Annotated in this window: 20 protein-coding genes; 12 read left to right on the top strand and 8 right to left on the bottom strand. The window is 59.1% G+C overall.

Translation table 11 applies throughout. The annotated features are described in order from the left end of the window. Positions 1-112: 112 nt before the first annotated feature. Both mutS and fdxA read left to right on the top strand, forming a co-directional pair. The gene (gene mutS, locus KZX66_RS02195; protein ID WP_248075697.1) at positions 113-2,704 is read left to right on the top strand and encodes a DNA mismatch repair protein MutS; all 2,592 of its coding nucleotides are present in this window, start codon (positions 113-115) and stop codon (positions 2,702-2,704) included. Positions 2,705-2,846: 142 nt separating this feature from the next. After that, on the top strand, positions 2,847-3,170 hold the full coding sequence (gene fdxA, locus KZX66_RS02190) for a ferredoxin FdxA (protein WP_248075695.1): 324 nt from the start codon (positions 2,847-2,849) through the stop codon (positions 3,168-3,170). A gap of 496 nt (positions 3,171-3,666) precedes the next feature. On the opposite strand, the gene apbC is transcribed toward fdxA, so the two are convergent. After that, positions 3,667-4,761, bottom strand: coding sequence for an iron-sulfur cluster carrier protein ApbC (apbC, locus tag KZX66_RS02185; protein ID WP_248075693.1), 1,095 nt, complete (start codon positions 4,759-4,761; stop codon positions 3,667-3,669). 171 nt (positions 4,762-4,932) lie between these two features. Between apbC and metG the strand changes: the two genes are divergently transcribed. The 4 genes from metG to KZX66_RS02165 all read left to right on the top strand — a co-directional run bounded on the left by metG (position 4,933) and on the right by KZX66_RS02165 (position 9,099). Then, the gene (metG, locus tag KZX66_RS02180) at positions 4,933-6,984 is read left to right on the top strand and encodes a methionine--tRNA ligase (protein WP_248075691.1); all 2,052 of its coding nucleotides are present in this window, start codon (positions 4,933-4,935) and stop codon (positions 6,982-6,984) included. Between the two features lie 85 nt (positions 6,985-7,069). Next, positions 7,070-8,062 (top strand): electron transport complex subunit RsxB, encoded by a 993-nt coding sequence (gene rsxB, locus KZX66_RS02175; RefSeq protein ID WP_282445771.1) that lies wholly within the window; start codon positions 7,070-7,072, stop codon positions 8,060-8,062. Positions 8,063-8,173: 111 nt separating this feature from the next. After that, the gene (nth, locus tag KZX66_RS02170) at positions 8,174-8,812 is read left to right on the top strand and encodes an endonuclease III (RefSeq protein WP_248075681.1); all 639 of its coding nucleotides are present in this window, start codon (positions 8,174-8,176) and stop codon (positions 8,810-8,812) included. A 107-nt stretch (positions 8,813-8,919) separates the two neighbouring features. Beyond that, positions 8,920-9,099: a hypothetical protein gene (locus KZX66_RS02165; protein WP_248075679.1), complete on the top strand. Its 180-nt coding sequence runs from the start codon at positions 8,920-8,922 to the stop codon at positions 9,097-9,099. A gap of 84 nt (positions 9,100-9,183) precedes the next feature. Here KZX66_RS02165 and KZX66_RS02160 read toward each other — a convergent pair whose 3' ends face one another. The 3 genes from KZX66_RS02160 to KZX66_RS02150 form a co-directional block, all read right to left on the bottom strand. Beyond that, complete coding sequence (locus tag KZX66_RS02160) at positions 9,184-9,816, bottom strand: response regulator transcription factor (RefSeq protein ID WP_034096139.1); 633 nt, start codon at positions 9,814-9,816, stop codon at positions 9,184-9,186. Positions 9,817-10,425: 609 nt separating this feature from the next. Then, the gene (locus KZX66_RS02155; protein WP_012722490.1) at positions 10,426-11,643 is read right to left on the bottom strand and encodes an argininosuccinate synthase; all 1,218 of its coding nucleotides are present in this window, start codon (positions 11,641-11,643) and stop codon (positions 10,426-10,428) included. Positions 11,644-11,784: 141 nt separating this feature from the next. Further along, complete coding sequence (locus KZX66_RS02150; RefSeq protein ID WP_248075678.1) at positions 11,785-12,693, bottom strand: OmpA family protein; 909 nt, start codon at positions 12,691-12,693, stop codon at positions 11,785-11,787. 156 nt (positions 12,694-12,849) lie between these two features. Here KZX66_RS02150 and pyrC point away from each other — a divergent pair, with 156 nt between their 5' ends. Continuing rightward, the gene (pyrC, locus tag KZX66_RS02145) at positions 12,850-13,896 is read left to right on the top strand and encodes a dihydroorotase (RefSeq protein ID WP_248075677.1); all 1,047 of its coding nucleotides are present in this window, start codon (positions 12,850-12,852) and stop codon (positions 13,894-13,896) included. Continuing rightward, entirely contained in the window at positions 13,893-14,564 is a 672-nt protein-coding gene (rnt, locus tag KZX66_RS02140) for a ribonuclease T (protein WP_135287645.1), read from the top strand. Before pyrC ends, rnt begins: the two co-directional genes overlap by 4 nt. 101 nt (positions 14,565-14,665) lie before the next feature. Here rnt and KZX66_RS02135 read toward each other — a convergent pair whose 3' ends face one another. Then, on the bottom strand, positions 14,666-15,268 hold the full coding sequence (locus tag KZX66_RS02135; RefSeq protein WP_003172097.1) for a peroxiredoxin: 603 nt from the start codon (positions 15,266-15,268) through the stop codon (positions 14,666-14,668). Positions 15,269-15,512: 244 nt separating this feature from the next. On the opposite strand from KZX66_RS02135, the gene KZX66_RS02130 reads away from it, so the two are divergent. Both KZX66_RS02130 and bfr read left to right on the top strand, forming a co-directional pair. Further along, positions 15,513-15,731, top strand: a complete 219-nt coding sequence (locus KZX66_RS02130; protein ID WP_078047118.1) for a bacterioferritin-associated ferredoxin — start codon at positions 15,513-15,515, stop codon at positions 15,729-15,731. A gap of 201 nt (positions 15,732-15,932) precedes the next feature. After that, on the top strand, positions 15,933-16,403 hold the full coding sequence (bfr, locus tag KZX66_RS02125) for a bacterioferritin (RefSeq protein ID WP_017526353.1): 471 nt from the start codon (positions 15,933-15,935) through the stop codon (positions 16,401-16,403). Positions 16,404-16,472: 69 nt separating this feature from the next. Here the strand turns inward: bfr and grxD are convergent, their stop codons facing one another. Both grxD and KZX66_RS02115 read right to left on the bottom strand, forming a co-directional pair. Next, positions 16,473-16,811: a Grx4 family monothiol glutaredoxin gene (gene grxD, locus KZX66_RS02120; RefSeq protein ID WP_248075676.1), complete on the bottom strand. Its 339-nt coding sequence runs from the start codon at positions 16,809-16,811 to the stop codon at positions 16,473-16,475. Between the two features lie 86 nt (positions 16,812-16,897). After that, the gene (locus KZX66_RS02115) at positions 16,898-19,006 is read right to left on the bottom strand and encodes a molybdopterin oxidoreductase family protein (protein ID WP_248075675.1); all 2,109 of its coding nucleotides are present in this window, start codon (positions 19,004-19,006) and stop codon (positions 16,898-16,900) included. 433 nt (positions 19,007-19,439) lie between these two features. Here KZX66_RS02115 and argF point away from each other — a divergent pair, with 433 nt between their 5' ends. Both argF and KZX66_RS02105 read left to right on the top strand, forming a co-directional pair. Continuing rightward, positions 19,440-20,360, top strand: a complete 921-nt coding sequence (argF, locus tag KZX66_RS02110) for an ornithine carbamoyltransferase (protein ID WP_248075674.1) — start codon at positions 19,440-19,442, stop codon at positions 20,358-20,360. Continuing rightward, the gene (locus tag KZX66_RS02105; protein WP_248075673.1) at positions 20,357-21,463 is read left to right on the top strand and encodes an ABC transporter ATP-binding protein; all 1,107 of its coding nucleotides are present in this window, start codon (positions 20,357-20,359) and stop codon (positions 21,461-21,463) included. Before argF ends, KZX66_RS02105 begins: the two co-directional genes overlap by 4 nt. A gap of 7 nt (positions 21,464-21,470) precedes the next feature. On the opposite strand, the gene ybaK is transcribed toward KZX66_RS02105, so the two are convergent. Beyond that, the gene (gene ybaK, locus KZX66_RS02100; protein WP_248075671.1) at positions 21,471-21,941 is read right to left on the bottom strand and encodes a Cys-tRNA(Pro) deacylase; all 471 of its coding nucleotides are present in this window, start codon (positions 21,939-21,941) and stop codon (positions 21,471-21,473) included. Positions 21,942-22,011 lie beyond the last annotated feature (70 nt).

Genomic DNA, 22,011 nt, shown 5'->3' with positions numbered 1-22,011 from the left:
AGCAGACCTGCGAACCGCCGACCTTGCGTGTTAACCTTGCCGCCATCGCACAATCAGCAGGGCCAAGCGCCCCTTTTGTCACAGACCTTTTAAAGAATTTGCCAATTATCCAATGAGTAAAAACACGTCCGATCTGTCCTCCCACACCCCCATGATGCAGCAGTACTGGCGCCTGAAAAACCAGCACCCTGATCAGTTGATGTTCTATCGCATGGGCGACTTCTACGAGATCTTCTATGAAGATGCGAAGAAGGCCGCCAAGTTGCTGGATATCACCCTGACCGCGCGCGGGCAGTCGGCGGGGCAGGCGATTCCGATGTGTGGGATTCCTTACCATTCGCTGGAAGGCTACCTGGCCAAGTTGGTCAAGCTGGGTGAGTCGGTGGTGATCTGTGAGCAGATCGGCGATCCGGCCACCAGCAAGGGCCCGGTGGAACGCCAGGTGGTGCGCATTATTACGCCGGGCACGGTGAGTGATGAGGCGTTGCTGGATGAACGTCGCGATAACCTGATCGCCGCGGTGCTGGGTGATGAGCGTTTGTTTGGCCTCGCGGTGCTGGATATCACCAGCGGCAACTTCACCGTGCTCGAAATCAAGGGCTGGGAGAACCTGCTGGCGGAGCTGGAGCGGATCAATCCGGTGGAGCTGATGATCCCGGACGATTGGCCCAAGGACCTGCCGGCAGAAAAACGCCGTGGGACAAAGCGTCGCGCACCGTGGGATTTCGAGCGTGACTCGGCACTGAAAAGCCTGTGCCAGCAATTCTCGGTGCAAGACCTCAAGGGCTTCGGTTGCGAAACCCTGACCCTGGCCATCGGTGCCGCCGGTTGCCTGCTCAGCTACGCCAAGGAAACCCAGCGCACGGCCCTGCCGCATTTACGCAGCCTGCGCCATGAGCGCCTGGACGATACCGTGGTGCTCGATGGCGCCAGCCGTCGCAACCTGGAGCTGGATACCAATCTCGCCGGCGGGCGCGATAACACCCTGCAATCGGTGGTGGATCGCTGCCAGACCGCCATGGGCAGCCGCTTGCTGACCCGTTGGCTGAACCGTCCGCTGCGTGATTTAAGCGTGCTGCAAGCGCGTCAGTCGTCTATTACTTGCCTGCTGGACGGTTACCGCTTTGAGAACCTGCAGCCGCAGTTGAAAGAAATCGGCGATATCGAGCGCATTCTGGCGCGGATCGGCCTGCGCAACGCACGTCCTCGTGACCTGGCGCGCCTGCGCGATGCCCTCGGTGCCCTGCCGCAACTGCAAAGCGCGATGGCCGAGCTGGATGCGCCGCACCTGCAACAGTTGGCGGCAACCGCCAGCACCTATCCGGAACTGGCGACCCTGCTGGCCAGAGCGATCATCGACAACCCGCCGGCGATCATCCGTGATGGCGGCGTTCTAAAGACCGGTTACGACACTGAGCTGGACGAGCTGCAAGCCCTGAGCGAAAACGCCGGACAGTTCCTGATCGATCTGGAAGCCCGGGAAAAAGCCCGAACCGGCCTGGCCAACCTGAAGGTCGGTTACAACCGCGTCCACGGCTACTTTATTGAGCTGCCAAGCAAGCAGGCCGAGCAGGCGCCGATTGATTATCAGCGTCGGCAAACCCTCAAAGGGGCCGAGCGCTTTATCACGCCGGAGCTCAAAGAATTTGAAGACAAGGCACTGTCGGCCAAGAGCCGCGCCCTGGCCCGGGAAAAGATGCTGTATGAAGCGCTGCTGGAGGATTTGATCGGCCAACTGGCACCGCTGCAGGATACCGCCGCGGCGCTGTCGGAACTGGATGTGCTGAGTAACCTCGCCGAGCGTGCGTTGAACCTTGACCTGAACTGCCCACGATTCGTCAGCGAGCCGTGCATGCGGATCGTGCAAGGTCGTCACCCGGTGGTGGAGCAGGTACTGACCACGCCGTTCGTCGCCAACGACCTTTCGCTCGACGACGATACCCGCATGTTGGTGATCACAGGTCCGAACATGGGCGGTAAATCCACCTACATGCGCCAGACCGCGTTGATCGTGTTGCTGGCGCACATCGGCAGCTTTGTGCCGGCAGCCAGTTGCGAGCTGTCCCTGGTCGATCGGATTTTCACCCGGATCGGCTCCAGCGATGACCTGGCCGGTGGGCGTTCGACCTTTATGGTGGAAATGAGCGAAACCGCGAACATCCTGCACAACGCTACCGAGCGCAGCCTGGTGCTGATGGACGAAGTGGGTCGCGGCACCAGCACATTCGACGGTCTGTCCCTGGCCTGGGCGGCGGCCGAGCGGTTGGCCCATCTGCGCGCCTATACCTTGTTTGCCACCCACTACTTCGAGCTGACCGTATTGCCGGAAAGCGAGCCTCTGGTGGCCAACGTGCACCTCAATGCCACGGAGCACAACGAGCGCATCGTCTTCCTGCACCATGTGCTGCCAGGCCCGGCCAGCCAGAGTTACGGTCTGGCCGTGGCACAACTGGCCGGTGTGCCGAACGACGTAATCCTGCGCGCCCGCGAGCACCTCAACCGCCTTGAGACCACTGCGTTGCCCCATGAAAACGTAGTCGCCAGCCCGGCCAAGGCCACCCGCAAACCCGCTGCGCCACATCAGAGCGATATGTTCGCCAGCCTGCCCCATCCGGTGCTGGACGAGCTGGCAAAGCTTGATCTGGATGACGTGACGCCACGCAAAGCGCTTGAAATGTTATATGCACTGAAGACTCGGATATAACGCTGATGCGTTCAAGCTGGTAGACTCTCGCGCGGTTTGGGATGCTGCGGGCTCTTAGCCTGGCCTGCAGACTATCGCTCCCGAACCTCGCGAGCCCTGCCACAAAGGGTTTCGCTGCCGCCGCCTGAGGAGAGAATTAGAAATGACCTTCGTCGTCACCGACAACTGCATCAAGTGCAAGTACACCGATTGCGTAGAAGTGTGTCCGGTGGACTGCTTCTACGAAGGCCCGAACTTCCTGGTTATCCACCCGGACGAGTGCATCGACTGCGCCCTGTGTGAACCGGAATGCCCGGCCGTCGCGATTTTCTCCGAGGACGAAGTCCCGGCAGGTATGGAACAGTTCATTCAGTTGAACGTTGAATTGGCTGAAATCTGGCCAAACATCACCGAAAAGAAAGACCCGCTGCCGGACGCCGCCGAATGGGATGGCAAACCCAACAAGGTTGAGCAACTAGAGCGTTAAAAGCGCCGCACCCCAACGGAAAAAGGCCCTTCAAGGGCCTTTTTTGCGTTCTGGAAGACGCATTCACTTTTCTACAGGCGAAAAAAGGGGCGGTATGACCCGCCCACATTTTTTCCCTAGTCCCTGTATTCCTTTTTCATCATCCTGATGAATCGCATCCTGCGACGTTCCCTGAGCCATCGTTCCGTGATGGCTGTGTCAATCCGTGGACACAGGGCTGATGTTAGAGAGTTCCAAGGGAAGTTCAACGGGATGCTACCGACGCTCCAACGGGCTTAGCCGCTAGACACGACATAAATAGTTGTTATATTTCAACGAGATAGAAAAATATCTCGAAATTTTGAGACGCTCCGACCGAATAAAAGCCCCAAACACTTACGAAAAAGTAAGCCAATGCTTACACGGGCAAGTGCGTAATAGGGGAACTCACGTACATTGCCTAGCTGTCGGGCGCAAAAAAGCTCCGACACATCGAGGCTTTTTTACCGCCACTCGCTTAATCGTCGCTGACGGTAATCGTCGGCATCGCTGGCGCAGCGGCTTCCTGCAGCATAATTCGCGCGCCCACATGGCGGGCCAGTTCCTGATAGATCATGGCGATCTGGCTGTCGGGCTCAGCCATGACCGTTGGCTTACCGCCATCAGCCTGTTCACGAATCAGCATCGACAGCGGCAGTGAGGCCAACAATTCAACACCGTACTGGGTGGCCAGTTTCTCACCGCCGCCTTCACCAAACAGATGTTCGGCATGGCCGCAGTTGGAACAGATGTGCACCGCCATGTTTTCCACGACGCCGAGCACTGGGATGTTGACCTTGCGGAACATCTCGATGCCTTTTTTCGCGTCGAGCAGCGCCAGATCCTGCGGGGTGGTCACGATCACGGAACCAGCCACCGGGACTTTCTGTGCCAGGGTCAGTTGGATATCGCCGGTGCCTGGCGGCATGTCGATCACCAGGTAATCCAGATCGCCCCAGGCCGTCTGGGTGACCAACTGCAGCAAGGCACCGGAGACCATTGGCCCGCGCCAGACCATGGGCGTATTGTCATCCGTCAGGAACGCCATGGACATCACTTCTACACCCAGCGACTCGATGGGCACGAACCACTTCTGGTCCTTGACCTTCGGTCGCGTGCCTTCGGCGATGCCGAACATCACGCCTTGGCTGGGGCCATAGATATCGGCGTCGAGAATACCCACACGCGCACCTTCACGGGCCAGGGCCAGCGCCAGATTGGCCGCCGTGGTGGATTTACCCACGCCGCCCTTGCCGGAAGCTACGGCCACGACATTCTTGACGTTGGCCAGCCCTGGGATCTGCGCCTGGGCCTTGTGCGATGCGATCACGCAGTGGATGTCGACCTTGGCAGAGCGCACGCCGTCCAGGCCTTCAATGGCCATTTGCAGCATTTGCGCCCAGCCGTTCTTGAACAGACCGGCGGCGTACCCCAGTTCCAACTGCACCGACACCTGATCACCCTGGACCTCGATGGCACGCACGCAGCCGGCACTGACCGGATCCTGGTTCAAATAGGGGTCGGTGTACTGGCGAAGAACGGCTTCCACCGCTGCGCGATTCACGGCGCTCATGGGCTACTCCCGAAAAAGACTGACTGAAACAGGCGGCTATCCTACCCGTTCCAGCCGCCGAGCGGCATGCTTTTGCAGGTTGGGAGGTTGCTGAAGCGGCGCCACGGGGTGAAATAAATTTCCCGGCGCTTTATAGTGGCCGACCTCCGTTTCATCAAGTAGCCGAGCCCCATGTCCGAGCCACGCAAGATCCTCGTCACCAGCGCCCTGCCCTATGCCAATGGTTCCATCCATCTTGGCCATATGCTTGAGTACATCCAGACCGATATGTGGGTGCGCTTCCAGAAGCATCGCGGCAACCAGTGCATTTATGTCTGCGCGGACGACGCCCACGGATCGGCCATCATGCTGCGCGCAGAAAAGGAAGGCATCACCCCGGAACAACTGATCGCCAACGTGCAGGCTGAACACAGCGCCGACTTTGCCGAGTTCCTGGTGGACTTCGACAATTTCCACTCCACTCACGCCGAAGAAAACCGTGAGCTGTCGAGCCAGATCTACCTCAAGCTGCGAGACGCCGGGCACATTGCCCAGCGCTCGATCACGCAGTATTTCGACCCGGAAAAGAAAATGTTCCTGGCCGACCGCTTCATCAAGGGCACCTGTCCGAAATGCGGCACCGAAGACCAATACGGCGACAATTGCGAAAAATGCGGTGCGACTTACGCGCCGACAGACCTGAAGGATCCGAAGTCGGCGATTTCCGGTGCCACCCCGGTGCTCAAGGATTCCCAGCACTTCTTCTTCAAACTCCCGGATTTCCAGCAGATGCTGCAAACCTGGACCCGCAGCGGCACTCTGCAGGACGCCGTCGCCAACAAGATCGCCGAATGGCTGGACGCCGGCCTGCAACAGTGGGACATTTCCCGCGATGCGCCGTACTTTGGCTTCGAGATCCCGGGCGAGCCAGGCAAGTACTTCTACGTGTGGCTGGACGCGCCAATCGGCTATATGGCCAGCTTCAAGAACCTGTGCGACCGTACCCCGGAGCTGGACTTCGACGCGTTCTGGGGCAAGGACTCCACCGCCGAGCTGTACCACTTCATCGGCAAGGACATCGTCAACTTTCACGCGCTGTTCTGGCCCGCCATGCTCGAAGGCTCGGGCTACCGCAAGCCGACCGGCATCAACGTGCACGGCTACCTGACGGTCAACGGCCAGAAGATGTCCAAGTCCCGTGGCACCTTTATCAAGGCGCGCACCTACCTGGACCACCTGTCGCCGGAATACCTGCGTTACTACTACGCGTCCAAGCTGGGCCGCGGCGTCGACGACCTGGACCTGAACCTGGAAGACTTCGTACAGAAGGTCAACTCGGACCTCGTGGGTAAAGTCGTCAACATTGCCAGCCGTTGTGCCGGGTTCATCCACAAGGGCAACGCCGGTGTGCTGGTCGCTGAAAACGCCGCGCCGGAGCTGACTGACGCGTTCCTGGCCGCCGCGCCAAGCATCGCCGACGCCTACGAAGCGCGCGACTTCGCCCGCGCCATGCGCGAGATCATGGGCCTGGCCGATCGCGCCAACGCCTGGATCGCCGACAAGGCGCCGTGGTCACTGAACAAGCAGGAAGGCAAGCAGGCTGAGGTTCAGGCGATCTGCGCCACCGGCGTCAACCTGTTCCGCCAGTTGGTGATCTTTCTCAAGCCAGTGCTGCCTTTGCTGGCCGCCGACGCCGAGGCGTTCCTCAATGTCGCGCCGCTGACCTGGAACGACCACACCACGTTGCTCAGCAACCATCAGTTGAGCGAGTTCAAACCGTTGATGACCCGTATCGACCCGGTCAAGGTCCAGGCGATGACCGACGCTTCGAAAGAAGACCTGGCCGCCAGCCAGACGGACACCGGCGAGTCAGCGCCTGCCGGCAATGGCGAACTGGCGAAGGACCCGCTCTCCCCGGAAATCGAGTTCGACGCCTTCGCGGCCGTGGACCTGCGTGTGGCACTGATCGTCAAGGCAGAAGCCGTGGAGGGTGCGGACAAGCTGCTGCGCCTGACGCTGGATATCGGCGACGAGCAACGTAACGTGTTCTCGGGAATCAAGAGCGCTTACCCGGACCCGTCCAAACTCGACGGCCGCCTGACCATGATGATCGCCAACCTCAAGCCACGGAAAATGAAGTTTGGTATTTCCGAAGGCATGGTGATGGCGGCCGGTCCTGGCGGAGAAGAGATCTACCTGTTGAGCCCGGACAGTGGCGCCAAGCCGGGTCAGCGCATCAAGTAAACCCTGCAAAGGCAGCCCTGCCGCCTCGGCGACAGGGCTTTTGCGCTAGTACCCCTCTCGTGCTTGCCGGATAATCGGGTCCTGTTTGTTTAACCGGCGTGCCAATGATCACCCCATGAATCTGATTCAACGTATCGACGCGCTATTGCCGCAAACCCAATGCGGTAAATGCGGGCATCCGGGCTGCAAGCCATACGCCGAGGGTATTGCCCAGGGCGAGGCGATCAACAAGTGCCCGCCGGGCGGACAGGAGACCATCAGCGGATTGTCGCAGCTGCTGGGTGTGCCAGTACTGAAGCTGGACACGACCCGAGGCGAGGCGCCCGCACAGGTGGCGTATATCCGTGAGGCTGAATGTATCGGCTGCACAAAGTGCATCCAGGCGTGCCCTGTGGATGCCATCCTCGGCGCGGCAAAGTGGATGCACACGGTGATTACCGACGAATGCACGGGCTGCGACCTGTGTGTCGCGCCCTGCCCTGTGGATTGCATCGAGATGCGCCCGCCCGTGACAGTGCTGCCAATTGTGGGAGGCTTGGCGGTGAGCGACGAGCAGCGCCGCGAGCGCGAGGTTAAGCGCAACCGGGCAAGACGGCGCTTTGAGCAACGTAACGCGCGCTTGCAGCGAGAAGAACAACACACATTGGCTGAGCGTATCGCCAGGGCCAAGCGTTCGCCTGCACAGGCGCCCGTTCAACTCGACGAGGCACAGGCGGCCAGGGAGACGGCGGTCAAAAAAGCCAAGATCAACGTCGCAATGAGCCGCGCCCAGTTACTCAAGTCTCTGAAGGCCTTTGGTCATCCGCCGACCTTTGAGCAACAGTCGCAGCTGATCGCGCTGCAACAACAGTTCGAAGCATCGGAACAGGCACTGGCCATCATTGAGGCGAGCAGCACATCGGCAGCGCCCCTACCGCCCCGTAACAACGCCGACCTGAAACGCGCCAAGGTCCAACTGGCGATGCGTCGGGCTGAGTTGAAGCAGGCCAGAGATCAACATGCAGCGCCCCAACAGTTGGCCGATGCGCAACAGCGCTTGGATGAAGCGCAGCGCCAGGTAGCTGCCCATGACACCTGACCCGAAGCGACGTCTGACGAGCCTGCTGCTGGTGTGTCTGGGCCCTTCAGGCCTGAGCCGCCCCCCTCTATTCAAGTCTACGTTGACTGCCCGCAAGGAGCATTGCGCCCCATGAACGCCGCCAAACGCCTGGAAATTTTCCGCCGGTTTCACGAGGACAACCCCGAGCCCAAGACCGAACTGGCCTATTCATCGCCGTTCGAGTTGCTGATTGCGGTGATTCTGTCTGCCCAGTCCACAGACGTCGGCGTCAACAAGGCCACGGCCAAGCTCTATCCCGTGGCCAATACACCGGAGGCGATCTATGCCTTGGGTGTCGGCGGATTGTCGGAATACATCAAGACGATCGGCCTGTACAACAGCAAGGCCAAAAATGTCATCGAGACCTGCCGCCTGCTGATAGAGCAGCACGGCAGCGAAGTGCCACAGACACGAGAGGCACTGGAAGCACTCCCCGGTGTGGGTCGAAAAACCGCCAACGTGGTGCTGAACACTGCGTTTCGGCAGCTGACCATGGCGGTGGACACGCATATTTTCCGGGTCAGTAACCGCACCGGCATTGCCCGTGGCAAAAACGTGGTGGAGGTGGAAAAGCAACTGATGAAGTTCGTTCCCAAGCCCTACCTGCTCGACTCCCACCACTGGCTGATCCTGCATGGGCGCTATGTTTGCCAGGCCCGCAAGCCACGTTGCGGCAGCTGCCGCATCGAAGACCTGTGCGAATACAAGGAAAAAACGTCCGACGATTGAGCGCCCATTGGTTTTCTCGATCCGTCGATTGAAAAAATCTTTTTTACCCGTTCATGGATTATCGTTATAAGGAGCGCCAACGGCAGTCTTAGCCTGGAGTGAACCTTATGAGCACTGGCAAAGAACAATTGGAACTGGACGATGAACTCGTTCAGTCGGACGACGATGGGGCTGAAGCACCCCCAGAGGTGGCCAAGACCAATCTGAGCAAACGCCGCACCATCGACAATCTTCTGGAAGAGCGACGCTTGCAGAAACAACTGGCCGATTACGACTTCGACCTCTGAACAAGCGGCTGCAGACCGGAAGCCTCCCTGACGGAGGCTTTTTGCTACCAGTTACCTTTGCTACACGCGGTGTTGCATCCGCTTCTAGACCAAGCCGTTGCGTTGAGCCAATTCGATCAGGTCCACCAAGGAGCGAGCATTGAGCTTTAGCAGCAAGCGGGTCTTGTAGGTACTGACCGTCTTGTTGCTGAGAAACATGCCGTCGGCGATCTCCTTGTTGGTCTTACCTCGCGCCAATTGCTGCAACACCATCATCTCGCGGCCCGAGAGGCGCTCGACCATATCGGCCTCGCTGGCATTGCCCATGGTCGAACGCACCGAATTGAGCGCTTGATTGGGGAAATAGCTGTAGCCCGACAGGACAGCCTTGATCGCACTCAGCAGTTCGGTCAGGTCCTGCTGCTTGCATACGTAGCCCGCAGCCCCAGCCTGCATGCATCGCATGGAAAAATGGCCAGGCGCCTGGGACGTCAACACCAGCACCTTGAACGGCGCAGGCTGCTTGGTTGAAGACAACCGGCAAATGACTTCCAGGCCATCAAGTTTTGGAATCCCAATATCCAATATCACAATGTCCGGCATATGCTCCCGTGCAAGTTGCAACGCGTCCACACCGTTATCGGTCTCGGCAACGACCTCATAACCATGACGCTCCATTAGCATACGCACAGCAAGACGAATGACGGGATGATCATCCACGATCAGCACTTTATTCATGAGAAAGTCCAATTTCGCTGTTCGAATTATTTAGAGCAAACACAATAGCCTAGTCGTTTCCTAGTTGGCATAGCGCTCCCCCCCGAGCAACAGCAAGCAGAGACGCAACCTACACGGATAAAAGAATTACCCTACAAAAAAACGCCAGTTCAGATGTGTCCAGTTTTATGGAGCCCTTCAGATCTTTCCGGAGGCTTACATATTTTGTTAGAAATATCCGGACACCCAAGGGCTGTTGGCAAGCGCATCCTAGGATGCTTTCAGGAAAAGCCTCTTGCGGGATGCATTAACTGGCCGGCTTGAATAAAAAATACGCGTGCATTTCAGTTCCCTTTAACATTTTTATTTACGTCCTTATTTCCTACAGAGTTTTCGGAGGAAGAGTTGCTCACTTCAATATAGTGAGTGAATTATCTGTAAGACTAGTTCCTACACAGGTGTAAAAATTCATTCCACCACTAGGACTTGGTCGGGATAACCACGATCAATAAACGAACGTACCAGGCAGTTTAAATTTAATTAAACGACGCTAAACAACACGTAAGCATTCAAGATATTCAGACAAAAAAATGGCCCCGAAAGGGGCCATTTTTCTCAACGGGGCAACACTCAGAACAATGAGCGACCTTTGTTGGCAGCGATGCGCATGCGCAGTGCATTCAACTTGATAAAGCCGGCCGCGTCTGCCTGGTTGTAAGCGCCGCCATCTTCTTCGAAGGTGGCGATGTTGGCATCGAACAAAGAGTCATCGGACTTGCGACCGGTGACGATCACATTGCCCTTGTACAGCTTGAGGCGCACAACGCCGTTCACGTGAGCCTGGGAGGCGTCGATCATCTGTTGCAGCATCAGACGCTCAGGGCTCCACCAGTAGCCGGTGTAGATCAGGCTGGCGTACTTGGGCATCAACTCGTCTTTGAGGTGAGCCACTTCACGGTCCAGGGTAATGGACTCGATGGCACGGTGAGCGCGCAGCATGATGGTGCCGCCTGGAGTTTCGTAGCAGCCACGGGACTTCATGCCCACGTAACGGTTCTCGACGATGTCGAGACGGCCGATGCCGTGTTCGCCGCCAATACGGTTCAGGGTCGCCAACACGGTGGCCGGGGTCATTTCGACGCCATCCAGCGCGACGATGTCGCCGTTGCGGTAGGTCAGTTCCAGGTACTGTGGCTTGTCTGGCGCATTCTCCGGGGAGACGGTCCATTTCCACATGTCTTCTTCGTGCTCGGTCCAGGTGTCTTCCAGCACGCCGCCTTCATAGGAGATGTGCAGCAGGTTGGCGTCCATTGAGTACGGGGACTTCTTCTTGCCGTGACGCTCGATCGGGATCGCGTGCTTTTCAGCGTAATCCATCAGCTTCTCACGGGACAACAGGTCCCATTCACGCCAAGGAGCAATCACCTTCACGCCTGGCTTTAGGGCGTAGGCGCCCAGTTCGAAACGCACCTGGTCGTTGCCCTTGCCGGTGGCACCATGGGAAATGGCGTCCGCGCCGGTCTCGTTGGCGATTTCGATCAAGCGCTTGGCGATCAGCGGACGGGCGATGGAGGTACCCAGCAGGTATTCGCCTTCGTAGACGGTATTGGCGCGAAACATCGGGAAAACGAAATCGCGGACGAACTCTTCGCGCAGGTCGTCAATGTAGATCTCTTTCACGCCCATGGCTTGCGCCTTGGCACGTGCAGGTTCGACCTCTTCGCCCTGACCCAGGTCAGCGGTGAAGGTCACCACTTCACAGTTATAAGTATCCTGCAGCCACTTGAGGATCACCGAAGTGTCCAGGCCGCCGGAATACGCGAGAACGACCTTGTTTACGTCGGCCATGCCATCACTCCACGGGGTTGTACGGAAAGGCGTCGATTCTACCGACCAAAACCGCGGATTTACAGGGGCGCGACAGCAAATGAAGATAAAGCGACAGATTATGTCGAGCGAGCGACCGATGGCCGCCCGTTACGGCTGGCTTTACGAAGTGTGCGCCGGATTGCTCGGGCCGCTGGCCTGGGGCGCTGGCTTCTCTGGGGTTACCACCCGCTCAAGCTGAACGTTCACGCGACGGTTGCGGGCTCGGTTGGCGGCATTGGTGTTGGGCGCCAGCGGGTAGCTTTCGCCATGGAAGCGCAGGGAGATCTGGGATTCCGGCACACCATTGGCCTTGAAATAATCCATGACCGCTAACGCGCGGCGACGCGAGACATCGCGGTTGCTCAGGCGGTTACCGCTGTTGTCCGAGTGACCGTTGAGCTCGATGTGGTTAACCGTAGGGTCAGCCTTGAGGAATTCGAGGATCACTGCCAGCTTCTGCTTGGCCGCGGCGTCCAACTCGATCCCCCCACCCGGGAAGCCGACTTCGGTTTGCTTGACCTGATCGTAATTCATCGGCAGCAGCTTGGCGGTACACAACTGATAATCGCTGTAGGCTTTGTTGAACTTCACTGGCAGCAGGCGAACTTCCGAGTATCCACCTTCACGCCCGTAATGCCGCACCGTCGGCGAGCGGCCTTCGAGCAAGCCATTGAACAGGCGCCCGGCCTGGGCCTGGGAGCTGTTGAAAAGCACGTCGCCACTGCCGGCGCGCACGGCACCGAGGTTGATATCGCCACGACCCGGCTGCCAGGGCGCGGCAGCGGCCAATAACGTGGCCGACCCAGCGCCCAGCGAACCGTTATAGGCCTTCAGGCGAAATGTCGCTTGCTCGCCGGCCCGGCGCACGAACTCCCCCGAACCGAAGTCGGTGATCGGTTGGGTCAGGCGACATTCGAACTTGTCGCCCTCTACCTTCCACTCAATGTTCTCCAGACGTGTCTGGAACGTGAGGGCCATCGCAGGCAGGCTGGCGAACACACTGAGCAGGGCTAGATAATGCTGGCGCACGGGAGGCTCCACTGGTTTCTACAACACTTCAAAGCGTCATACATCGAAAAGGCATACGAAAGGCTATCGGATGCATCCTGCAAAACTTGATAGCGAGTGCCTGCAAGAGTCTTTTCCGGTAGCATTCCCACCAGATTGACCCGCCTGGAATCCCCAATGTCCGACCGCCTGACCCTGCTGCGTCCCGACGACTGGCATATTCATCTTCGCGATGGTGCTGCGTTACCTCATACCGTGGCCGATGTAGCGCGCACGTTTGGCCGCGCCATCATCATGCCGAACCTGGTACCACCGGTGCGTGATGCTGCCCAAGCCGACGCCTATCGCCAGCGTATCCTCGCTGCCCGGCCGGCCGGCAGCCGCTTCGAACCGTTGATGGTGCTCTACCTCACCGACCGCACCCAGCCCGAAGAAATTCGCCAGGCCAAGGCCAGCGGTTTCGTGCACGCCGCCAAGCTGTACCCGGCCGGCGCGACCACCAACTCCGATTCCGGCGTGACCAGTATCGACAAGATCCTGCCCGCCATCGAAGCCATGGCGGAAGTGGGCATGCCGCTGCTGATCCACGGCGAAGTCACCCGTGGCGATGTGGACGTGTTCGATCGCGAGAAGATCTTCATCGACGAGCACATGCGCCGTGTGGTCGAGCTGTTCCCGACCCTCAAGGTGGTGTTCGAACACATCACCACAGCGGATGCCGTGCAGTTCGTCACCGAGGCTTCGGCCAATGTCGGTGCGACGATCACCGCCCATCACCTGCTCTACAACCGCAACCACATGCTGGTGGGCGGGATTCGGCCGCACTTCTACTGCCTGCCGATCCTGAAGCGCAATACCCACCAGGTCGCGCTGCTGGATGCCGCTACAAGCGGCAACCCGAAGTTCTTCCTCGGTACCGACTCGGCGCCCCACGCGCAGCACGCCAAAGAAGCCGCCTGCGGCTGCGCCGGCTGCTACACCGCGTATGCCGCCATCGAGCTGTACGCTGAAGCGTTCGAACAGCGCAACGCTCTGGACAAACTCGAAGGCTTCGCCAGCCTCAATGGCCCGCGCTTCTACGGCCTGCCGGCGAATACCGACCGCATTACCCTGGTCCGTGAAGATTGGACCGCCCCTGCCAGCCTGCCCTTCGGCGAGCTGACCGTTATCCCGCTGCGCGCCGGTGAAACACTGCGCTGGCGCCTGCTGGAGGAAAGCAAGTGAGTGAAGACCATTACGACGACGAACACGAGCACAGTGGTGGCGGCTCTCGCCACCCGATGGCCGAGCGGTTTCGCGGCTATCTGCCGGTTGTCATCGACGTAGAAACCGGTGGTTTCAACTGCGCCACCGATGCCCTGCTGGAAATCGCCGCGACCACCATCGGCATGGACGAACAGGGTTTCGTGTTCCCGGAACACACCCACTTCTTCCGCGTCGAGCCGTTCGAAGGCGCAAATATCGAAGCAGCCGCGCTGGAGTTCACCGGCATCAAGCTCGATCACCCACTGCGCATGGCAGTGAGTGAAGAGGCTGCGCTGACCGATATCTTCCGTGGTGTACGAAAGGCGTTGAAGGCCAATGGCTGCAAGCGCGCGATTCTGGTCGGGCACAACAGCAGCTTCGACCTGGGCTTCCTGAATGCCGCCGTGGCGCGCCTGGACATGAAGCGTAACCCGTTTCACCCGTTCTCCAGCTTCGACACCGCCACCCTCGCCGGCCTGGCCTACGGTCAGACAGTACTGGCCAAAGCCTGCCAGGCAGCGGGTATCGACTTCGACGGTCGTGAGGCCCATTCGGCCCGTTACGACACCGAGAAGACCGCCGAGCTGTTCTGCGGCATCGTCAATCGCTGGAAGCAGATGGGCGGCTGGGAAGACTTCGGCGACTAACCAGGACGCTGTGGTGAGCAGACTTGTTGTGGCGAACGAGCTTGCTCACCACAAAAAAAACCGGCCCTCTCAGGCCGGTTTTTTTGTACCTAGATTCCGGCTTACAGCTTGCCGGCGTTCTCGGTCAGGTAAGCCGCAACGCCTTCCGGCGAAGCGTTCATGCCTTTGTCGCCTTTCTTCCAGTTGGCCGGGCAGACTTCGCCGTGCTCTTCGTGGAACTGCAGCGCGTCGACCAGACGGATCAGCTCTTCCATGTTACGACCCAGCGGCAGATCGTTGATGATCTGCGAGCGCACAACGCCCTTGTCGTCGATCAGGAACGCGCCACGGAAGGCAACGCCACCTTCGGACTCAACGTCGTAGGCCTTGGCGATGTCGTGCTTCATGTCGGCAGCCATGGTGTATTTGACCTTGCCGATGCCGCCATCGTTGATGGCCGTGTTGCGCCATGCGTTGTGGGTGAAATGGGAGTCGATGGAGACGGCAACCACTTCAACGTTACGGGCTTTGAAATCGTCCATGCGGTGGTCCAGAGCGATCAGCTCCGAAGGGCAGACGAAGGTGAAGTCCAGCGGGTAAAAGAACACCAGGCCGTATTTGCCTTTGATGGCTTCAGACAGTTTGAAGCTGTCTACGATTTCGCCATTGCCGAGCACGGCAGGTACGTCGAAATCCGGGGCTTGTTTGCCGACGAGTACGCTCATTGGGTATCTCCTGATGCAGGGGTGACGATTGAAGTAAAAGGACCGGCCTTGAGTCTGCCGCGTTTAAGCGACAGGCCTGTGACGCAGTCACGCTTCGTGAAGACCGAATATCATACACTGAAAAAACCGTTCGTCAGCGCGAGGGCGCCGTCGGCAAATACCCTACGAATCTACTTTGACAATCATTCTCGTTAACATTAAGATCCATCGCACTTAAGCCTTAAACCCGCGACGGTTCTCCCTTATGTATGTGTGCCTGTGTACTGGCGTCACCGACGGACAAATCCGCGAAGCAATCTATGAAGGTTGCTGCAGCTACAAGGAAGTGCGTGAAACCACCGGCGTTGCCAGCCAGTGCGGTAAATGCGCTTGCCTCGCCAAGCAGGTGGTACGGGAAACCCTGACGCAGCTACAGACAGCCCAGAGCGCGCTGCCCTATTCAGCAGAATTTACACACGCTTGATATCGCATGTTTTGAAGAACCGGACCTCTCGTCCGGTTTTTTTATGCCTGTAATTCAACCAGTTAGCGCCAAGACGCGGAACACAAACATTCTTATTCCGATTAATTTTCATTTATTATTCAATAACTTAGGTTTGACACTAAGGTATTCGCCGCTCAAACTCCGCCCTATATACAGCTAATACAGGGCAGGACCCCAGTCATGAAAGGCGACATCTCAGTCATCCAGCAACTCAACAAAATCCTTGCCAATGAACTGGTCGCGATCAATCAGTACTTTCTGCATGCGCGCATGTATGACGATTGGGGCCTGGAAAAGCTCGGCAAGCGTGAATACAAAGAATCGATCAAGGCCATGAAGGACGCCGACGCGCTGATCAAGCGCATCCTGTTCCTCGAAGGTCTGCCGAACGTGCAGGACCTGGGCAAGCTGAACATCGGCGAGCACACCCAGGAAATGATCGGCAGTGACCTGGGCTTTGAGCGCAAGAGCCACAGCGACCTCAAGGCCGCCATCGCGCACTGCGAAGCCCAGGGTGATTTCGGCAGCCGTGAACTGCTCGAAGACATCCTCGAAGACCAGGAAGAGCACATCGACTGGCTCGAAACCCAACTGGGCCTGATCGACAAGGTCACCCTGGAAAACTATCTGCAATCGCAGATGGGCGAATAAACCTGCACAGGCAGGTACAAAAAAGCCCCGCTCTCTCAATGAGATGCGGGGCTTTTTATTGCAGGCCGATCAGGCGTCGGTTTTGGCCGCCGCGTTTGCCGCTGCGTCTTTGATCAACGACTGCAACGAACCATCAGCAGCCATTTCAGTGATGATGTCGCTACCGCCGACCAACTCGCCCGCCACCCACAGCTGTGGGAAAGTCGGCCAGTTGGCGTACTTTGGCAGGTTGGCACGGATTTCAGGGTTTTGCAGGATATCCACGTAGGCGAACTTTTCGCCGCACGCCATGACAGCCTGGGAAGCCTTCGCGGAGAAACCGCACTGAGGAGCGTTCGGAGCGCCCTTCATGTAAAGCAGAATGGTGTTGTTGGCAATCTGCTCTTTGATCGTTTCGATGATATCCATGGAACACCTCTGCAGGAACTTTGCGACTCACGGGTCGGCACGGTGGCGTATTGTAACGCAAAATTCCCGCACGGTGCTCCGCCGCCTCAAGCAGCCGCCACGTGTACTGGCACACCATTCAATGCAGCGTTGCCCGACAATTCATCCAACTGCCGTTCGTCGGTCAGGTCATTGGCACTCGCCCCTGGCTGCCCGCTGGCAATAGCCATTTTCACACCGGGACGGCCATGTCCCCAGCCGTGGGGCAAGCTGACCACACCGGGCATCATGTCCAGGCTGGCCATCACTTCCACCTCAACGGCGCCGATACGCGAGCTCACACGCACCCGTTGGCCATCGCTCAATTTGCGGCTGAGCAGGTCGTCGGGGTGCATCAGCAACTGATGCCGAGGCTTGCCCTTCACCAGCCGGTGATAGTTATGCATCCACGAATTATTGCTGCGCACATGGCGACGGCCGATCAGCAGCAACTCGTCCGCCTCCGGTACCGGCTGCGCCGTAAAGCGCGCCAGGTCGGCAAGAATGACTGCCGGTGCCGCCTGCACGTTGCCATCGGGCGTTTTCAAACGCGCGGCCAGGTTAGGCTGCAACGGCCCCAAATCCACACCGTGGGGATGATCCGCCAGCATCGCCACCGACAGCTTATGGCTGGACGCCTCGCCATACACACCCGCTCGCAGCCCGAAATCGATCATCTGCGCCGGCGGCATGGTTGGCTTGAGCGCCACACCCGTCTGTGCCGCGAACGCCTTTGCCAGACCGACAAAAATCTCCCAGTCGTGCAACGCACCTTCTGGCTTGGGCAATATCGCCCGATTGAAGCGCGTGACATTGCGCACTGCGAACATATTGAACGTGGTGTCGTAGTGATCGTTTTCCAGCGCCGAGGTGGAGGGCAAAATCAGATCGGCATAGCGCGTCGTCTCGTTGATGTAGAGGTCGACGCTGACCATGAACTCCAGCCCATCGAGGGCCTGCTCCAACTGGCGACCGTTGGGCGTCGACAACACGGGATTGCCCGCCACCGTGACCAACGCACGGATTTGTCCTTCGCCCTCGGTGAGCATTTCTTCAGCCAAGGCCGACACCGGTAACTCGCCGCCATACTCCGGGCGGCCGGAAACACGGCTCTGCCAGCGGTTGAAATGCCCGCCTCCGGTGGACGCCACTAGGTCCACCGCCGGGGTCGTGCACAACGCGCCACCCACCCGGTCCAGATTGCCAGTGACCAGGTTGATCAACTGCACAAGCCAATGGCAGAGCGTGCCGAATGCCTGGGTCGACACGCCCATGCGCCCGTAGCACACCGCCTTGTCCGCGCCGGCAAAGTCCCGCGCCAGTTGGCGAATCTGCTCGGCGGGCACCGCACACTGGCGGCTCATGGCCTCCGGGGTAAACCCGGCGATTGCACGGCGCACCTCCTCCAGCCCCTCAACCAGCAAATGACTGTCACGGGTCAGGTTTTCGGTAAACAGCGTGTTGAGCAGGCCGAACAACAATGCCGCATCCCCGCCCGGACGCACGAACACATGCTGGTCGGCAATCACTGCCGTCTCGCTGCGCCGTGGGTCGACCACCACTACCTTACCGCCACGAGCCTGGATGGCCTTGAGGCGCTTCTCCACATCCGGCACGGTCATGATGCTGCCATTGGAGGCCAGCGGATTGCCGCCCAGGATCAGCATAAAGTCGGTGTGATCGATATCGGGGATCGGCAGCAACAGGCCATGACCGTACATCAGGTGGCTGGTGAGGTGATGGGGCAACTGGTCCACCGAAGTCGCCGAAAACCGGTTGCGCGTCTTCAGTTGGCCGAGGAAGTAGTTGCTGTGGGTCATCAGCCCATAGTTGTGCACGCTGGGGTTGCCCTGGTACACCGCCACCGCATTTTGCCCATGCCGGGCCTGGATGTCCGCCAACCGCTCGGCCACCAGCGCAAACGCCTCATCCCAGGGGATCGGCTGCCATTCGGTGCCCACCCGCAGCATCGGCTGGCGCAGGCGGTCGGGGTCGTTCTGGATGTCCTGAAGCGCAACGGCCTTGGGGCAAATGTGGCCACGACTGAACGTATCCAGCGCATCGCCCTTGATCGAGGTTATCGCCAGGCTGCCGTCTTCGGCCTGCGTGGTTTCCAGGGTCAGGCCGCAGATGGCTTCACACAGATGGCATGCACGGTGGTGGAGAGTCGCTGTCATGGCCAGTCTCTTTTATAGGGCTTTGGCCGGACTATGAGCCGCACCGCGTAACCGCACCAGCATCGTTCGTTCTGTGAATCGACTGGCATCAAGCCAGACCATGGCCAAGCGTGAGCAAATGTTACAAAGCTGCGGGCCAAGTCGCTGAAACCGACACAGCCTGGCCCGGCCGCGCCTGCGCGCATTGCAAAAGGTTGCGAGGCCAGTGTACAAATGGCTCGCTGCTGCCAGGAAAACGTCTTCAAAAGCGCGTAAGCGCCCTTCTTGAACACCCCTAAAAACGTAGCCCTATTGGTAAGACGCGACATTTAATGTCAATATCGCGCCTCCCCCTATTTCGTCGCCCCGTGCGGCTTTCGCCGCAGGTCTCGCCCGTTGTCACAATAAACAAGGCTTTGAGTATCTGCGGTCTGTTGCAAAAAGGTAGTTAATGATGAGCGCAAGGCACTTTCTCTCCCTGATGGATTGCACGCCCGAAGAGCTGGTCAGCGTGATCCGTCGAGGCATTGAGCTTAAAGACCTGCGTAACCGCGGCGTACTGTTCGAGCCTTTGAAAAACCGCGTGCTCGGGATGATTTTCGAGAAGTCATCCACCCGCACCCGCCTGTCATTCGAGGCCGGCATGATCCAGCTCGGTGGTCAGGCCATCTTCCTGTCGCCGCGCGACACCCAATTGGGCCGTGGCGAGCCGATCAGCGATTGCGCCATCGTAATGTCGCGCATGCTCGATGCGGTGATGATCCGCACCTTTGCCCACAGCACCCTGACCGAATTCGCCGCCAACTCGCGCGTGCCGGTAATCAACGGCCTGTCCGATGACCTGCACCCCTGCCAGTTGCTGGCCGACATGCAAACCTTCCTCGAGCACCGTGGTTCGATCCAGGGCAAGACCGTGGCCTGGATCGGCGACGGCAACAACATGTGCAACAGCTATATAGAAGCGGCCATCCAGTTCGACTTCCACCTGCGTATCGCCTGCCCTGAAGGCTACGAGCCAAACGCCGAGTTCCTGGCCAAGGCCGACGGTCGCGTACAGCTGTTGCGCGATCCGAAGGACGCGGTGGTCGGCGCGCATCTGGTCAGCACCGACGTCTGGACCTCCATGGGCCAGGAAGACGAAACCGCCAAGCGCCTGGCCCTGTTCGCACCGTTCCAGGTCACCCGCGCCCTGCTCGACACGGCCGCGCCGGACGTGCTGTTCATGCACTGCCTGCCTGCCCACCGCGGCGAAGAAATCAGCCTCGACCTGCTCGACGACCCGCGTTCGGTTGCGTGGGACCAGGCCGAGAACCGCCTGCACGCGCAAAAGGCCTTACTCGAATTTCTCGTCGAGCCGGCGTACCACCACGCATGAGCCATCCATTGCTGCTGAACCTGCGCAATCTGGCGTGCGGTTATCAAGACCAACGGGTGGTGCAGAACCTCAATCTGCACCTCAATGCGGGCGACATCGGTTGCCTGCTCGGCTCTTCCGGTTGCGGCAAGACCACCACCCTGCGTGCCATTGCTGGCTTTGAGCCGGTACACGAAGGCGAGATCAGCCTGGCCGGCGAGGTGATCTCCAGTGCCGGTTTTACCCTGGCACCGGAGAAACGTCGTATCGGCATGGTGTTCCAGGACTACGCCCTGTTTCCCCACCTCAGCGTGGCCGACAACATTGCGTTCGGCATCCGCAAGCACCCGCAAAAGGAACGCGTGGTCGCCGAGTTGCTGGAACTGGTCAACCTGAAGAACCTGGGAAAGCGCTTCCCCCACGAGCTGTCCGGCGGCCAGCAACAACGCGTCGCCCTCGCCCGTGCCCTGGCGCCGGAACCGCAACTGCTGTTGTTGGACGAACCATTTTCCAACCTGGACGGTGAATTGCGGCGCAAGCTCAGCCATGAAGTGCGCGACATTCTCAAGGCACGCGGCACCAGTGCGATCCTGGTCACCCATGATCAGGAAGAAGCGTTCGCCGTCAGCGATCAGGTCGGTGTTTTCAAGGAAGGCAGGCTTGAACAGTGGGACACGCCGTACAACCTCTATCACGAACCGCAGACGCCCTATGTTGCCAGCTTTATCGGCCAGGGTTATTTCATTCGTGGCCAGTTGAGCTCGCCCGAGTCCGTCAGCACCGAACTGGGTGACCTGCGCGGCAATCGTGCGTACACCTGGCCCACCGGCGGCGCGGTTGATGTGCTGCTGCGCCCGGATGACATCGTGTATGCGCCGGACAGCGCGTTGAAAGCGCGGATCGTCGGCAAGACCTTCCTCGGTGCATCAACCTTGTACCGCCTGCAACTGCCGACCGGCGCACAACTGGAATCGATTTTCCCCAGCCACGCCGACCATCAGGTGGGCGCCGACGTCGGCATCCGAGTCGCCGCCGAACACCTGGTGCTGTTCCAGGCGTCAGGCAGCGTTGCAGCGCAAATCCCTAAAGCTGAATCCGGCGTTCGGCGCTACAGCCCGGTATAAACCGACATCATGCCCGGCCAATTTCTGCGAAGTTGGCCTGGGTATGTTCAGCCAGCACGCTCGCCGCCAGCTCGACTTCCAACCCCCTTCTCCCCGCACTGACAAAAATCGTCGCGAACGGCTGCGCCGTCACATCGATAAATGTGCGCAGACGCTTCTTTTGCCCCAATGGGCTGATGCCACCCAGCAAGTAACCGGTGGAGCGCTGCGCAGCCGCAGGGTCGGCCATCTCAACTTTTTTAACGCCGGCCGCATGGGCCAGTGCTTTCAAATCCAGACTTCCGACGACCGGCACAACCGCCACCAACAATTCACCTTTTTCACTGCTGGCCAGCAAGGTCTTGAACACCCGTGCCGGGTCGAGGCTCAATTTTTCCGCGGCCTCCAGGCCATACGAGGCCGCTTTGGGATCGTGTTCATAACTGTGGATGCGATGTTCGGCGCGAACTTTCTTCAACAAATCCAGTGCAGGGGTCATGAAGTCTCCAGGCGGGGCAAACAGAGGGCCAATTCTAGGCCAAGCCCACGTAAAACGCTCTAGTGCGGCG

The sequence above is a fragment of the Pseudomonas sp. EYE_354 genome (genome assembly GCF_023148575.1).
In the GTDB taxonomy this organism is placed as follows: domain Bacteria; phylum Pseudomonadota; class Gammaproteobacteria; order Pseudomonadales; family Pseudomonadaceae; genus Aquipseudomonas.
Note: the sequence above shows the minus strand (reverse complement) of the source record. Positions and strands in the feature narration are given on the sequence as shown.

Excerpts from the sequence above, each read along its gene's own strand:
- KZX66_RS02160 (WP_034096139.1), bottom strand. The coding sequence starts at position 9,816 with ATGAATAAAGTGCTGATCGTGGATGATCATCCCGTCATTCGTCTTGCT.
- metG (WP_248075691.1), top strand. The coding sequence starts at position 4,933 with ATGTCCGAGCCACGCAAGATCCTCGTCACCAGCGCCCTGCCCTATGCC.
- KZX66_RS02130 (WP_078047118.1), top strand. The coding sequence starts at position 15,513 with ATGTATGTGTGCCTGTGTACTGGCGTCACCGACGGACAAATCCGCGAA.
- apbC (WP_248075693.1), bottom strand. The coding sequence starts at position 4,761 with ATGAGCGCCGTGAATCGCGCAGCGGTGGAAGCCGTTCTTCGCCAGTAC.
- KZX66_RS02165 (WP_248075679.1), top strand. The coding sequence starts at position 8,920 with ATGAGCACTGGCAAAGAACAATTGGAACTGGACGATGAACTCGTTCAG.
- grxD (WP_248075676.1), bottom strand. The coding sequence starts at position 16,811 with ATGGATATCATCGAAACGATCAAAGAGCAGATTGCCAACAACACCATT.
- fdxA (WP_248075695.1), top strand. The coding sequence starts at position 2,847 with ATGACCTTCGTCGTCACCGACAACTGCATCAAGTGCAAGTACACCGAT.
- ybaK (WP_248075671.1), bottom strand. The coding sequence starts at position 21,941 with ATGACCCCTGCACTGGATTTGTTGAAGAAAGTTCGCGCCGAACATCGC.
- KZX66_RS02135 (WP_003172097.1), bottom strand. The coding sequence starts at position 15,268 with ATGAGCGTACTCGTCGGCAAACAAGCCCCGGATTTCGACGTACCTGCC.
- KZX66_RS02105 (WP_248075673.1), top strand. The coding sequence starts at position 20,357 with ATGAGCCATCCATTGCTGCTGAACCTGCGCAATCTGGCGTGCGGTTAT.
- KZX66_RS02115 (WP_248075675.1), bottom strand. The coding sequence starts at position 19,006 with ATGACAGCGACTCTCCACCACCGTGCATGCCATCTGTGTGAAGCCATC.
- nth (WP_248075681.1), top strand. The coding sequence starts at position 8,174 with ATGAACGCCGCCAAACGCCTGGAAATTTTCCGCCGGTTTCACGAGGAC.
- argF (WP_248075674.1), top strand. The coding sequence starts at position 19,440 with ATGAGCGCAAGGCACTTTCTCTCCCTGATGGATTGCACGCCCGAAGAG.
- mutS (WP_248075697.1), top strand. The coding sequence starts at position 113 with ATGAGTAAAAACACGTCCGATCTGTCCTCCCACACCCCCATGATGCAG.
- pyrC (WP_248075677.1), top strand. The coding sequence starts at position 12,850 with ATGTCCGACCGCCTGACCCTGCTGCGTCCCGACGACTGGCATATTCAT.
- bfr (WP_017526353.1), top strand. The coding sequence starts at position 15,933 with ATGAAAGGCGACATCTCAGTCATCCAGCAACTCAACAAAATCCTTGCC.
- KZX66_RS02155 (WP_012722490.1), bottom strand. The coding sequence starts at position 11,643 with ATGGCCGACGTAAACAAGGTCGTTCTCGCGTATTCCGGCGGCCTGGAC.